The 15,042-nt window shown below is 75.7% G+C and carries 3 protein-coding genes; 1 reads left to right on the forward strand and 2 read right to left on the reverse strand.

Annotated elements, in window-relative coordinates; all coding sequences use genetic code 11:
* Positions 1 to 25 precede the first annotated feature (25 nt).
* Entirely contained in the window at positions 26 to 1,354 is a 1,329-nt protein-coding gene (locus AC07BF_RS13480; RefSeq protein WP_478333383.1) for a sensor histidine kinase, read from the forward strand.
* On the opposite strand, the gene AC07BF_RS13485 is transcribed toward AC07BF_RS13480, so the two are convergent.
* Positions 1,351 to 2,634: an MFS transporter gene (locus AC07BF_RS13485; protein ID WP_400803881.1), complete on the reverse strand. Its 1,284-nt coding sequence runs from the start codon at positions 2,632 to 2,634 to the stop codon at positions 1,351 to 1,353. The two genes, AC07BF_RS13480 and AC07BF_RS13485, sit on opposite strands and share 4 nt — an antisense overlap.
* Positions 2,631 to 15,038 carry an amino acid adenylation domain-containing protein gene (locus AC07BF_RS13490; RefSeq protein ID WP_478333384.1) on the reverse strand — a complete coding sequence of 4,136 codons (12,408 nt, stop codon included), beginning with the start codon at positions 15,036 to 15,038 and terminating at the stop codon, positions 2,631 to 2,633. Before AC07BF_RS13490 ends, AC07BF_RS13485 begins: the two co-directional genes overlap by 4 nt.
* Between the last annotated feature and the right edge of the window lie 4 nt (positions 15,039 to 15,042).

Below are 15,042 nucleotides of genomic sequence, written 5' to 3' on the forward strand. Positions count from 1 at the left end.
CTCGCACGGGGTAGCATCCGAGCACATGACAAATCAACTGGCCAGGATCGGACGCCCAGTTGGCGCGGCGTTCCTCGCGGCGGTCGCCATCTCGGTTGCGGTGTGGGCGGGTTCACCGGTTTCGACACTGATCCGGGGCTCGACGACGGCGGCAGTGCTGGCCGCCGCGGTCCTGATCGTGTGGCTGCCGGGGCAACCGCGGACCCGAAACCTGGTGACCGTCCCGGTGGCCTGCGCGATCTCGCTGTACGCGACGTTCCGCTACGAGGGCCCCGCCGACAACACCTCGGGGCTCTGGATCCTGGTCGAGTCGGTCGCCCTGCTGGTCACCGTCATGCCCGCGGTGCGCGGGTCCGCTCCGGCGGTCGCCGCCCTGCTGGGGCTGCTCCTGCTGGTGACCGTGACCCTGCTGCCGCTGCGGATCGCGCTGACCCTCGACCCGCCGGCCGGGCCGCGCGAGACCATCGGGCTCTGCGTGGTCTGGGGCCTGGCCGCGGTGGCCGCGGTGGGGGCGTCCTGCTACCTGCGCTCACTGGACAGCCGGCGCAAGCTGGCGGTCACGGAGGAGCGGCGCGCCCAACGGCTGCACGTCGCCCGGGATCTGCACGACTTCGCCGCGCACGACGTGACCGGGGTGATGGTGCTGGCGCAGGCGGCCCAGATGCTGGCCAAGGAGTCGCCGGAGAAGGCGCTGGCGCTGCTCCCGCAGATCGAGAGCGCCGGCATCCAGGCGCTGAAGTCGATGGACCGGACGATCCGGATCCTCAGCGAGCTGGAGGAGGACCGCCGGCCGGGCCGGGGCGGGGAGGAGCCGGCGGCGGACGATCCCGAGGAGAACGCGGCGGCCCGGCCACACTCGCTGGACGAGCTGCCGGACCTGATGAACCGGTTCGAGCGCACCGGGATGATCCCGGCCCGGCTCGAACTCTCCCCCGGCGCCGTGGACGGCCTGCCGGAGCAGGTCGGCGCGGTCGGCTACCGGGTGGTGATGGAGGCGCTCACCAACGTCCGCCGGCACGCCCCCGCCTCGCCCAGGGTGACGGTCACCGCCGAGCGGGTGGCCGATGGCGGCGCCCTGCGGGTCCTGATCTACAACGAGCCGGTTCCGGCCGGCGCCCGGGCGGACGCCGCGGCGGCGGTCGACCGCGAGGGCGGCGGCACCGGCATCCGGGAGCTGCGTCGGCGGGTCGCGGGGCTGGGCGGCGAGCTCACCGCCGGGGCCTGCGCGAACGGCGGCTGGCAGGTCGCCGTCCTCCTGCCGCTGGACGGCGTCCCGGCCGCCCGCGACGTCGGCGACGGGGCGGGCGGCCCGGCCGGGCACGCTCGGGGCACTCTCACCCGTTCGGGCGATTAGTCCTCTCCGGGTTGACCGACGTCCCTCACCTGATCGGCGGACGGCAGCCGCAGCGAGCCCGCCGCCGCGCCGGCCAGCCCGAGCATCGCCAGGCCGACGGCGCAGCCGAGCATCGCCTCGGTGCCGCTCAGCCACTGCGAGAGCAGCCCGCCCAGGGCCGCGCCGCCGGCCTGCGCGCCGCCGTTGAACAGGTTGGTCGCCGAACTCAGCCGGCCGCGCATGCCGTCCGGGGTGAGCAGGATCTGCTGCGTACCGACGACGGTGTACGCGGTCGGCGCGAGGAAGGCCATGGCGGCCAGGAAGCCGCCCCAGACCAGCGCGCCACTCGTGACGGACATCAGCGGGACGAGCACCGCGAGCAGCCAGATGATCCCGACCACGGCCTGGTAGGGCGTGATCGAGCGGGAGATCCGCGGCGCCGCGAGCGCGCCGATCAGGCCGCCGACGCCGAACATCGCGGCCATCGTGCCGACCTTCCCCGGCGAGGCCCCGTTCTGCTCGGCGGCCACGATGACGACCAGGTAGAGCGCCTGGAACAGCAGGTTGAGGCCGAGCAGCAGCAGGGTGGTCGAGCGCATGAACGGCTGGCGCACCAGGAAGGCGAAGCCGGCCACGATGTCACGCGGGATGGTCGAGATCGGGGAGGGCTTGCGCTCCTGCTTCGGCAGCCGGACGAACAGCAGTGTCACGAAGGCCACCAGGTGGGCGACGGCGTCGGCGAGGAATGGAACGGCCCGCCCCAGGCCGAACAGGAACCCGCCGCCCGAGGTGCCGACCAGCTGCCCGAGGTGCATCCGCGCGGTGTTCACCGAGAGCGCCGTGGGCAGTTGCCCGCGGGTCACCACCAGTGGCAGCGAGGCCCGCTCGGCCGGGTCGAACAGGCTGGTGGCCGCCCCGGCGACGGCCGCGGTGAGCAGCAGCAGCCAGGTGGTGACGTGCCCGGTGGCGGCGGCGAGCGCGAGCAGACCGAGCATCACCGCCCGGACCAGCACGCAGACCACCATGATCTTCTTGCGGTTCCAGCGGTCCACCAGCGCACCGGCCGGCAGCCCGACGGCCACTTGGGCCACCGCGTTGACCGCGCTCACCGCGCCGGCGACCCCGGGGGAGCCGGTCGTGGCGAGGGCGAGCAGCGGGAAGGCGATGGTGGAGACGTTGAGACCGGTCTCGGAGGCCGTGGTGCCGATCCACAGCAGGTGGTAGACCCGGTTGCGGCGGAGCGGGAGCTCCGGTTCCGTGACGGCCGCCGGGCGGTCGGCGGCGGGTGCGAGCTCGCTCATCCCCGCACCTCCCGGCACTCGTCGGCGATCGCGCGCAGCACGCCGGCGAACTCCGCGGCCAGCCGCTCCACCGTCCCGTGGTGGTGGACGGCCGGGGAGTAGTACCAGGTGAACTCCAACCGTCCGTCGTGGATCCCGCCGACGATCTCCAACACGTGCTCCATCCGGTCGTCCGGGCCGAGGTCCTGGCCGATCGCGCCGTGCACGGTGTGCACGAGCCCGCTGCCGGGCCCGCCGTCGCTGCGGTGCCGGCCGAGGAAGTTGAACACCACGTCCGGGTCCGGCCCGGTGAGCGGGGTGTCCGGGTGCAGGTGGCGCAGCGGGCCGTGGCCCAGGCCCTTGCCGGGGACGGCACGCAGCTGCCGCCGCACGACGCGGGTGAGGGCCCGCCAGTCGTCGCCCTCGGGCACGGTGAGGCGGACGGGGTGCACCGCGGTGAACCAGCCGACCGTCCGGGACAGGTCGACGTCGTCGAGCAGCCGCTCGCGGCCGTGGCCCTCCAGGTCGACGGTGACCTCGTCCTCGCCGGTCCAGCGGGCCAGCACCCGGGCGAGCGCGGCGAGCGCGATCTCCTCGACCTTGGTGCGGTAGACGGTCGGCGCGTGCTCGGCCAGCTGGGCCGAGTCTTCGGCGCCGAGCCGCACCCGCACCTCCCGGCCGCCGCCCACGGTGGCGACGCCGTCGAGGTCGCGGGGCACCGGCCGGGCGGCGCCGACCCCGTTCCAGTGGTCGAGCTCGTGGTCCAGCCCCCCGGAGCGCACGTGCTCGACCAGGCGGGCGGACCACTCCTGGAAGGTGGTGCTCCGCGGGCCGAGGTCGACCGGCCGACCGGCCGCCGCCTGGGCGTGGGCCGCGTCCAGGTCGTCCAGCAGGATGTTCCAGGACACGGTGTCGACCACCAGGTGGTGGACCGTCAGGAACAGCCGGTCGCGGCGGCGTCCACCGGACTCGAAGAGGACGGCGGCGAGCAGTGGGCCGCGGCCCAGGTCGAATCCGGCCTGGGTGGCGCGGGCCTCCCGGTCCAGCAGCGCGCCCAGTTCGCCGTCGGGGGTGGCGGAGGTGTCCACCACCCGCAGCAGCGGCTCGCCGGCCCGGTAGGGCGGGTTCTCCTGGGCCCAGCCGTCGCCGGTGCGGGTGTAACGCATCCGCAGCGCGTCGTGGTGCTCGACCAGGGTCTCCAGCGCGGCCGTGAGCGCCGCGCGGTCGGCCGGCGCGCCGAGCTCCAGCAGCACCGACTGGTTGAAGTGGTGCGGGTGGTCGTGGGTGTCGAAGAACCAGCGCTGCACCGGGGTCAGCGGGACGGGCCCGACGGCCGGCGGCCGGCCCTCGGCCGCGCCGTCGCCGACCTCGGTGGCGACGGCGGCGAGTTCGGCCACGGTCTGGTGCAGGAAGACGTCCTGGGCGTCCAGCCGCAGCCCGGCCCGGCGGGCCCGGGCGACCACCTGGATGCTGAGGATGGAGTCGCCGCCGAGGTCGAAGAAGCTGTCTTCGACGCCGACCCGCTCGACGCCGAGCGTCTGCGCCCAGATCCGGGCGAGCAGTTCCTCCTTCCGGCCGCGCGGCGCCACCCGGGCCGCCACGGCGGTGTCCGGTCCGGTCGGCGCCGGGAGCCGGCGCCGGTCCACCTTGCCGTTGGTGCCGACCGGGAGCTGGTCGAGCACCTGGACGGCGGCCGGCACCATGTAGCCGGGCAGGGCGCGGGCCACCGCGTCCCTGAGCACCGCGGGCGAGAGCTCGGAGGCGCCCGACCGGGCGCCCGGGGCCACGTACGCGGCCAGCAGCTCGCGGCCGCCCTCCGGCTTGAAGACCACCACGGCGGCGTCCCCGACGCCGGGCTCGCGCAGCAGCACGGCCTCGATCTCGGAGGGCTCGACCCGGTGGCCACGAACCTTGAACTGCGTGTCGGTGCGGCTGACGAACTCCAGCTCGCCGCCGGCCACTCGGCGGACCAGGTCGCCGGTGCGGTACATCCGGCTTCCGGGCCCGCCGAACGGGTTGGCGACGAACCGCCCGGCGGTCAGGCCGGGCTGTCCGGCGTAGCCGCGGCCGAGCCCGGGGCCGTCGATGTAGAGCTCGCCGGGCACGCCGTCCGGCACCGGCCGCAGGTGGCGGTCGAGGATGTGCAGGCCGACGCCGTTGAGCTCGGTGCCGACCGGCACGGGGGCGCCCTCGTGCAGCTCGCCCGGGCTCCACAGGGTCGAGACCAGCGTGGCCTCGCTCGGCCCGTACACGTTGAAGAACTCCCGGCCCTGTGACCAGGTGCGCACCAGATCGGGCGGGCAGACGTCGCCGGCGGCGGCGACGGTGGGCAGCCGGCCGCGCAGCCGCTCGGCGTCCATCACCGCCAGCAGCGCCGGGGGCAGCACCGCGACGGTGGCGCCGGTCCGGATGATCTCCCCGGCCGGGTCGGGTGCGGGGCGCGGACTGGTGAGGCAGAGCGCGCCGCCTGCGGTGAGGGTGCAGAACAGGTCGCACACCCCGCCGTCGAAGCTGGCCGGCGCGTACTGCAGCACCCGGCTGTCGGCGGTGATGCCCCAGGCCTCGCGCAGCACCCGGGCGGTCCGGGCGATCGCGCCGTGGCTGATCACCACGGCCTTGGGGCGGCCGGTGGAACCGGAGGTGTGCACCACGTACGCGACGTGGTCGGCCTCCACCCGGTACGGGGAGCCCGGCTCGCCGGGCAGCGCGGTGCCGGCCGGGGCCGCATCGCCGTCCGACCCGTCCGACCCGTCCATCCGCAGGACGGTGAACGGCCCCTCGGGGAGCCGCTCGGCCAGGTGCGCCTGGGTGAGCAGCAGCGGGACCGCGGTGCCGCAGATCATCGCGCCGATCCGGTCGGCCGGGTACTGCGGGTCCAACGGCACGTAGCCGCCGCCGGCCTTGAGCACCGCGAGCGCCGCCACCACCATCTCCACCCCGCGGTCGGCGAACACGCCGACCAGGGTGTCCGGGGTGACGCCCCGGGCGACCAGGCGGCGGGCCAGGTCCCCGGCCCGGGCGTCGAGTTCACCGTACGAGACCTCGGTGCCGTCGTCGGCGACCACGGCCACCGCGTGCGGGCGCTCCTCGGCCCGCCGGCCCACCAGCTCGTGGGCGAGCACGCCGGCTTCCTCGTCCGGCTCCCGGTGCCAGCGCCGGGGCTCCAGCACGAGCTCCTCGGCCGGGACGTAGGGGAGTTCGCGCAGCGGGTCGCACGGGCGCTCGGAGATGCCGCCGAGCAGCAGGACCAGGGCGTCGGCCATCCGGCGGGCGGTGCTCCGGTCGAACAGGCCGACGCTGTACTGGAGGGCGGCGTCCAGGCCGCGGTCGGTCTCCTGGAACTGGAAGGTGAGGTCGAACGCGGCGCCGCCGGTGGGCAGGCCGAACTCCTCGGTGTGGGCGCCGTCGAGGCGCACCGGGCCGCCCGGGGCGTCCTGCAGGACCACCATGGCCTGGAACAGCGGGGTGCGGCTCGGGTCGCGCTCCGGCCGCAGCGCCTCGACCAGCCGGTCGAAGGGCACGTCAGCGTGGGCGAAGGCGCCGTTGACGGACTCCCGCACCCGGCCGAGGAAGCCGTCGAAGCCCTCCTCCCAGTCCACCTCGGAGCGCAGCACCAGGGTGTCCACGAAGAAGCCGACCACCTGCTCCAGTTCGGGCCGGTCGCGACCGGCCGAGACGGTGCCCACCGCGATGTCGTCCTGGCCCGACCAGTGCGCGAGCAGCAGCTGGGTCGCCGCGACCAGCACGGTGAACAGCGTCGCGCCGCGGTCCTGGGCGATCCGCTTGAGCCGCTTGGCGGTCTCCGCGTCCACGGCGAACTCCAACTGCGCCCCCTCGCGGCCGCGCACCGGCGGCCGGGGCCGGTCGGTGGGCAGCTCCAGCGGCTCCAGGCCTGCCAGCCGCTCCCGCCACCAGTCGAGCAGGCCGCTCCCCGCGCTCTCCCAACGGGCACGCTGCCAGGCCGCGAAGTCGGCGTACTGGACGGGGAGTTCCGGCAGGTCGGCAGTACCGCCGTGCCGCCGGACGCGGTACAGCTCGGCGAGGTCGCGGACCAGCACGCCGGCCGAGCGGCCATCGGTGACGATGTGGTGCAGGACCAGGGTCAGCACGTGCTCGTCCTCGGCCAGCCGGACGAGGTGGGCCCGGAACAGCGGCCCGGTGCGCAGGTCGAAGGGGGTGGCGCCGTCGGCGCCGACGGCCTCCCGCAGCCGGCCCTCGCGCTCGTGCGCGGGGTGGCCGGACAGGTCGGTGCGGGCCAGCGCGAAGGGCCTCCCGGCCGGGGCGATCAACTGCCGCCCCTCGCCGTCGACCTGGCCGAAGAGCGTGCGCAGCGACTCGTGCCGGTCCACCAGGTCGGCCAGCGCCAGTTCCAGCGCGTCGGCGTCCAACGGGCCGTGCACCCGCAGGCCCAGCGGTGAGTTGTACTCGGCGCCGGTCCCGCCGAACTGCCCGAGGAACCAGAGCCGTTGCTGGCCGAAGGAGAGCGGCGGGGCACTTTCCCGGCCGACCGGCACCAGCGCGTCGGCGGGCGCCTCCCGCTCGGCGGCGAGCAGCACGGCCAGCGACCGGACGGTCGGCGCGCTGAACAGGGCGCGCGGGGAGATCCCGGAGTCCACGTGCTGCCGCAGCCGGGACACCACCCGGATGCTCAGCAGCGAATCACCGCCCAGCTCGAAGAAGTTGTCCTCGGCCCCGATCCGCTCGACGCCCAGCACCTCCGCCCAGATCCCGGCCAGCAGGGTCTCCGACGCGCCCTCGGGGGCCAGGTACTCGCCGCCGAGGGCGAGGTCCTCGGGCGGCTCGGGCAGCGCCCGGCGGTCGGTCTTGCCGTTGGGCAGCAGGGGGACGCGCTCCAGTCCGACGAAGGCCGAGGGCACCATCGCCTCGGTGAGGCCGACGGCCAGTCGGGACCGCAGCCCGGCCGGGTCGATCCCGGCGCCGGGCACGGCGGGCACCACGTACGCCACCAGCCGGTCCCGGCCGCGGTCGCGGCGGGCTACCACGACCGCCTCGGCCACGTCGTCCAGCGCGGTGAGCGCCGCCTCGACCTCGGCGAGCTCGATCCGGAAGCCGCGGATCTTGACCTGGTGGTCGGCCCGGCCGAGGAACTCCAGGACGCCGTCGGCCGTCCAGCGGCCCAGGTCGCCCGGCCGGTACAGCCGGCCGCCCGGGGTGAACGGGTCGGGCAGGAAGTGCTCGGTGGTCAGCTCGGGACGCCGCCAGTAGCCGGCACTCACGCCGTCACCGCCGATGTGGATGTGGCCGGGCACGCCGACCGGCACCGGCTCGCCCCGCTCGTCGAGGACGTACACCCGGGTGTTGCCGATCGGGCTGCCGACCGGCACGTAGGCGGCGAGGCGGGCCAGCCGCTCGGGGGTGGGGACGAACACCGTGGAGTCGACGGTGGCCTCGGTCGCCCCGTAGGCGTTGACCACCATGGTGTCCGGGTGGGCGTGTTCCAGCAGCTCGCGGCAGTCGTCGACGCGCCAGCCCTCCGAGCCGACCGACATCACCTGGAAGGCCGGCAGCCGCTCGCCGCGCCCCCCGACCTCCTCGACCAGTGCCTTGGCAAGTGAGGGGACCAGTTCGATCGCGGTACCGCCGACCCGCTCGACCAGCGCGAGCAGCCGGGCGGGGTCGGTGACCAGGTCGGTCGGCACGACGAGCAGCGAACCGCCGAAGAAGACCGAGCGGAGCAGGTCGGCCAGGAAGAGGTCCACCGAGAGGCTGGTGATGGAGACGAAGCGCAACCCGCGTTCCGTCAGGTCGTACAGCTCGTCCCAGGCGCCGGCGATGTGGAGCAGGTTCCGGTGGGTCACCACCACGCCCTTGGGCCGGCCGGTGGAGCCGGAGGTGTACACCACGTACACCGGGTCGTCCGGCCCGGCGGCGACCTCCGGCGGGGTCTCCGGGCCGGTGTCGGCGACGGACTCGACGGACTCGACGGTGACCAGGGCACCGCCGTGGCCGGGCAGCCGGTCGGCGACCGCGGCGTGGCTCAGCACCACCGCCGGCTCGGCGTCCTCGAGCATGAACTCCAGCCGCTCGCGCGGGTACGCCGGGTCCAGCGGCACGTAGGCGGCGCCGGACTTCAGCACGGCGAGCACGGCGAGCACCATGTCGGTGGAGCGTTCCAGGTGCAGCGCCACCCGCTCGCCCGGCCGGGCGCCGGCGGCGACCAGTCGACGGGCGAGCCGGTTGGCCCGGCGGTCCAGCTCCCGGAAGGTCAGCGGAGCCCCGCCGTCCGCCTCCAGGACGGCCACCTCGTCCGGGCGGGCGGCGACCTGGGCGTCGAACAGCTCCTGGACCAGCGTCTCGGTGCGGCGCGGGCGCGCGGTGTCGTTCCACTCGACGAGCAGGGTGTGCCGCTCCCGCTCCGTGAGCCAGGGCAGCGCGGCCGGCCCGCGGTGCGGGTCCGCGGCCACGCCCTCCAGCAGGGTGCGCAGCCGGCCGCCGATCCGCTCCACGGTGGCGGCGTCGAACAGCTCGGGATCGTAGGTGAGTTCGATCCGCAGCGCGGTGTCGGCGTGGCTGCTGACGGTGAGCGGCACGGTGCTGCTGTCCGAGGAGCGCAGCACCTGGACGCCCACCCCGTCGCGGCCGGTGGCGCCCTCGGCGACCGGGTAGTTCTCGAAGACCACCACGCTGTCGAACAGCCGCTCCCCGGAGGCCAGTTCGGCGCAGCGCCGGATGTCGGAGAGGGCCAGGTAGTCGTGCGCGGTGCTCTCCGCCTGCGCCGCCTGCAGGGCGCGCAGCCAGGCCCCGAGGTCACCGTCCGCCTCCGGTCCGGCCACCCGGGCCCGGACCGGGACGGTGTTGACGAACATGCCGATGCCGCTCTCGATCCCCGGCACCTCGGGGGTACGCCCGGAGACGACGGCACCGAAAACCACGTCCGGCTCGCCGGCGTGCCGCGACAGCAGGATCGCCCAGGCGCCCTGCATCAGGGTGTTGAGGGTGATCCGGTTCTCCCGGCACCAGTCGGCCAGCACCCCGGTGACCGCCGGGTCCAGGGCGAGCTTGTGCGAGCCGACGGCCCGGGTGCGGTGGTCGGCGGCGGGCTGGCGGTCCACCGGCAGCGCGGTGGGCTCGGCGAAGCCCGCCAGCACCTGCCGCCAGTGCGCCACGGCGGCCTCGCGGTCCTGCCCGGCCAGCCACTCCAGGTACTCGCGGAACGACGGCCGGCTGACCGGGAGGGCGGCCCGCCCCTCGACGGCGGCGACGTAGTGCTCCAGCACCTCCTCGAACAGCTGGGCGGTACTCCAGCCGTCCAGCAGCAGGTGGCTGAACGTCCACAGCTGGTGCACGGTCCGGTCGTCGACCCGGGCCAGGACGATCCGCATCAGCGGCCCGGCGGCCAGGTCGATGCCGCGCTCGCGCTCGGCCCGGACCAGCTCATCCAGCCGTCGGCCGGGGTCGGGGTCCCCGCGCCAGTCGAGCAGCTCGACCGGCAGCTCCAGGTCCGAGCGGATCAGCTGGACCGGCTCGGGCACGCCCTCCCAGCGGACGGTGGTGCGCAGCACGTCGGTGCGCCGGAACACCTCGCGCCAGGCCGCGGCCAGCGCCTCGGCGGTGGCCAGTCCCTCCAACCGCAGGGCCAGCTGGTCGACGTAGGCGCCGCCGTCCGGGTCGGTCAGGGTGTGGAAGAGCATGCCGCCCTGCAACGGGGTGAGCGGCAGGACGTCGTCCACGCCCCGGCCGTCGCCGACCAGCCGGTCGAGGGCCGCCTGGTCGAGCCGGGCCAACGGGTGGTCGGACGGCGTGCGACCGCCGGCACCGGGCTCGGCGCAGTGCGCGATGACGGCCCGCAGGTGCGCCAGCAGCGACTCGCCGAGCCGCCGGACGGTCTGCGGCCGGTGCAGCGCCCGGGAAGTGAACCAGGACAGCGTGAGCACCCCGTCGGAGACGGCGCCGACCACCTCGATCTGCGCGCTCCGCTCGTGGTCGCCGTCCCACTGCGGCCCGCCGTCGCCCAGGTGGGCGCGGTAGAGGGAGCGGGCGGCGAAGGCGCCGTCCAGCTGCCCGTGGTAGTTGAAGGTCACGGCCGGCGCGGCGGCCGGGGTGAAGCCCGCCCGGTGGGCGGCCAGCGCGCCGTGGCCGAAGCCCTTGGCGGGGACGGCACGCAGTTGCTCCTTCACCGACTTCAGTCGCGCGGCGACCCCGTCGCCGGCCGCCACCGTCAGCGCGACCGGGTGGACGGCGGTGAACCAGCCGACCGTGCGGGAGAGGTCGGCGCCGGGCAGGACGTCCTCACGCCCGTGCCCCTCCAGGCCGACCAGCACCCGCTCGCGGCCGGTCCACTCGGCGAGCGCGCCGGCCAGGGCGGTGAGCAGCACGTCGTCCACCCTGGTCCGGTAGACCGGCGGGACGTCGCGCAGCAGCGCCTCGGTCTCCTCGGCGGTGAGGGCGAAGTCCGCGCGCTCCGATGAGGCCGCCGTATTGGGCCCCGTGCCGTCGGTGGGCAGCTCGAAGGACTCCTCGGCGATCCTTCGCCAGTACGGGAGTTCGACGTCCAGGCCACCGTCGCGGACGTACTCGGCGAGCCTGGCGGACCAGGCCGCGAACGGGGTGGTCGGGGTGCCGAGGTCGACCGGTCGGCCGGCCCGGGCCTGCTCGTAGCCGGTCGCGAGGTCGTCCAGCAGGATGCGCCAGGAGACGCCGTCGACCACCAGGTGGTGCGCCGTCAGCAGCAGCCGGGGGCCGGCCCCGGCACCCTCGTCGAACAGCACGGCGCGCAGCACCGGGCCGTGCTCCGGGTCGAGGGCGCGGCGGGCCGACTCCGCCTCCTCGCGCAGCACCGCCGCGCGCTCCGGCCCGCCCAGGCCGGCGGTGTCCCGGCGGCTCAGCAGCGGGCCGTCCTGGTGCGCCGCGGCCTCCTGCAGCCAGCCGCCGTCCGCGCGGCGCAACCGGGTGCGCAGCGCCGGGTGGTGGGCGACCAGGGCCTCCAGCGCCCGCACCAGTGCGGCCGGGTCGGTGCCGGGAACCAGCTCCAGCAGCAGCGACATGGTGAACCGGGGGATGTCGGCCGCGCCGGCCAGCAGCCGGTGCTGCATCGGGGCCAGCGGCGCCGGTCCCCGGTGCTCGTACTGCTGGGCGGTGTCGGCCGCGGTGGTGACGCCGGGGGCGATCCGGGCGATGGTCTGCTTGACCAGGATGTCCCTGGACTGGAGCAGGAACCCGGCGGCCCGGGCCCGGGAGACGGCCTGGATGCTGAGGATGGAGTCGCCGCCGAGGGAGAAGAAGTTGTCCTCGGTGCCGACCAGGTCAACACCGAGCAGCTCGGCCCAGATCCCGGCCAGAGCCCGTTCGACCTCGGTTCGCGGCGGCACGTAGCCGGTGGCCGGCTCCGGCTCCACGGCGCTCTCCGGCAGGGCCCGGCGGTCGGTCTTGCCGCCGGCGGTGCGCGGCAGCGCCGTCAGGAAGGCGAAGGCGGCGGGGACGAGGTAGTCCGGCAGCAGGCCGTGCAGGTGGGCGCGGAGCGCGGCCGCGCCCGGCACCGCGGCGCTCGGCACCACGAAGGCCACCAGCCGCTGGACTCCGGCCCGGCCGACCCGGGGCACCACCGCGCAGTCGTCCACCGCGGGGTGGGAGCGCAGCGCCGCCTCGATCTCGCCCGGCTCCACCCGGACGCCGTTGATCTTGACCTGGTCGTCGCCGCGGCCGGCGAACTCCAGCCGCCCGTCCGGCGTGCGGCGGACCAGGTCGCCGGTGCGGTACATCCGGGTGCCCGCAGGGCCGAACGGGTCGGCGACGAAGCGCTCGGCGGTCAGCGCGGCCCGGTGCAGGTAGCCGCGCCCGACCGGCAGACCGGCCAGGTAGAGCTCGCCGCGCGCGCCGACCGGGACGGGGCGCAGGTGCGCGTCCAGCACGTAGGCCCGGGTGCCGCGCACCGGCAGGCCGAGCTCCGGCGCGCGGGCGGTGTCCACCCGGGCGGCGAGGGTGTCGACGGTGCACTCGGCCGGCCCGTAGAAGTTGTGGGCGGTCAGCCCCGGGGTCGCGGCCAACTCGCGCCACAGCTCCTCGCCGACCGCCTCCCCGCCGAGCACCAGCACGGCGGGCCGGTGCGGCGCGGCGGGGGCGAGCAGGCCGGCGTCGAGCACCGGGCGGGCGAAGGACGGCGTGAGCTGGAACAGGTCCACCTGCTCGCGCCGCGCGTAGGCCACCAGGTCGTCGGCGTTCAGCCGGGTCTCGCTGTCCACCAGGTGCAGGGTGTGGCCGTCGGCCACCGCCATCAGTGGGTTCCAGGACGCGTCGAAGGTCGGCACCGTGGTCAGCGCGACCCTCAGCGGGCGGCCGAGCAGGGCCGCCGCGGGCCGGAACAGCTCGTCCCGCTGGCGGGCGAACAGGTTGGCCAGCGAGCGGTGTTCGACCACCACGCCCTTGGGCCGCCCGGTGGAGCCCGAGGTGTGGATGACGTACGCGGCGTCCCCGGGGGCCGGCGCGGCCGCGGGCTCGTCGTGCCCGTCCCGGGCGGCGACGGCGGCGACCACCGCGGGCTCGTCCAGCAGCAGCCGGGGCAGTTCGGCGGGCACCGCGCCGGCGAGCTCCCCGGTGCCGAGCACCAGCGCGGGCCGGATGCCGCGCAGCAGGTCGGCGATCCGCTCGGCGGGCTCCTCGGAGTTCATCGGCACGTACACCGCGCCGGCCTTGAGCACCGCCCAGAGCGCGACCACGAAGTCGGTCGAGCGCGGCAGCACCAGTGCCACCAGGCTCTCCGCGCCGATCCCCAGGGCCCGCAGGTGGCGCGCCAACCGGTTGGCCCGGCCGTTGAGTTCGGCGAAGCCGAGCCGCTCGTCCCGGAACACCAGGGCGGGCGCGCCGGGGGTGGCGGCGGCCTGCCGTTCGAAGGCCCGGACCAGGGTGGCGGGGCCGTCGTCGGCGGTGGCGGCCGCCGCGTCCCAGTCGCGGCGCAGCTCGGCCGCCTCCTCGGCGGAGACCAGCGGCAGCGCGCGCAACGGAGTGTCCGGCCGCTCGCCGACCGCCTCGAACAGGGCGACCAGCCGCTCGCCGAGCGCCCGGACGGTCCGCTCGTCGAACAGCGCGGTGCTGTACGACAGGCCGAAGTCCAGCTCGCCGTCGCGCTCCTCGAACTCCAGCCCGAGGTCGACGGTGGCCTCCCAGCGCGGCAGCTCCAGCTGCTCGACGGCCACCTTGGGCAGAGCGAGCGGGGCTCCGAACGCGTTCTGCAGCACCATCATGGTCTGGAACACCGGGGTGCGGCTCGGGTCCCGGACCGGCTCCAGCAGCTCGACCAGCCGGTCGAACGGCACCTGGTCGTGCTCGAAGCCGTCCAGCACGCCGTCCCGCACCCGGGCGAGCAGCGCCGCGAACGGCTCCTCCTCGTCCACCGCGGTGCGCAGCGCGACGGTGTTGGCGTAGAAGCCGACGGCACGCTCCAGTTCGGGCCGGCCGCGGCCGGTGGTGACGGTGCCGACGGTGACGTCCGGCTGCCCGGAGAGCCGGGCGAGCAGCAGCTGGTAGCCGGCCAGCAACACCGGGAACAGCGTGGTGCCCTCGCGCCGGGCGAGGTCCTTGAGCCGCGCGGTCGTCGCGGCGGGCACGGCCAGCCGCAGCACGGCGCCGGCCGTGTCGCGGACCGGCGGGCGGGGGCGGTCGGTGGGCAGGCCGAGCGGCTCGGCGCCGCGCAGCCTGCTCTCCCAGTAGTCGAGCCCGGCCTTCACCCCGGGCCCGGTCAGCCACTCGCGCTGCCGGAGCGCGTAGTCGGCGTACTGGACCGCGACCGGCTCCGGGCGCGGCGTCCGGCCGGCGGCGAACTCCGCGTACGCCGAGCCGAGTTCGTCGAAGAGCACGCCCGAGGACCAGCCGTCGATGACGCTGTGGTGGGCGGTGATCAGCAGCACGTGCCGCTCCGGCGCGGACCTCAGCAGCAGGGCACGCAGCAGCGGACCCCGCGCGAGGTCGAAGGGCGTCGCGAGCTCGGCCCGTACGACGGCCGCAACACCGGGCTCCTCGGCACCGGGCTCCCGGGCATCGGGCTCCCCGGCATCGGCGGCGGGCTCGGCGAGGCGCAGCACCCCGGACGCCGCCGGGTGGACGACCTGGCGCACCCGGTCTCCCTCGACCCGGTAGCTGGTGCGCAGCACCTCGTGCCGCTCCACCACCAGGTCCACCGCCCGGGCCAGCGCGTCCCGGTCGAGCGGACCGGTCAGCCGCAGGCCGAAGGCGCTGGTGTACTCGCTGCCCTCGGGGGCGAGGCTGCTGAGGAACCAGAGCCGCTGCTGGCCGGAGGAGAGCGGGACCTCCTCCGGGCGCGGACCGGCGCCGATCGCGGCGTCCGCCGCGGCGGCGGGCGCTCCGGGCGCGTCCGGGGCCGCTCCCCGGCCGGCCAGCCGCCGCAGCAGCTTCTCGCGCACCTCGGGCGGCAGCGCCGACAGTCGGTCGGGCCGGGACGTGGGACCGTTCATGCTC

This window comes from Kitasatospora sp. NPDC043950 (assembly GCF_056435345.1).

What these genes read in the sequence shown, in the direction of transcription:
- AC07BF_RS13480 (WP_478333383.1), top strand. Translation starts at nt 26, where the DNA reads ATGACAAATCAACTGGCCAGGATCGGACGCCCAGTTGGCGCGGCGTTC.
- AC07BF_RS13490 (WP_478333384.1), bottom strand. Translation starts at nt 15,038, where the DNA reads ATGAACGGTCCCACGTCCCGGCCCGACCGACTGTCGGCGCTGCCGCCC.
- AC07BF_RS13485 (WP_400803881.1), bottom strand. Translation starts at nt 2,634, where the DNA reads ATGAGCGAGCTCGCACCCGCCGCCGACCGCCCGGCGGCCGTCACGGAA.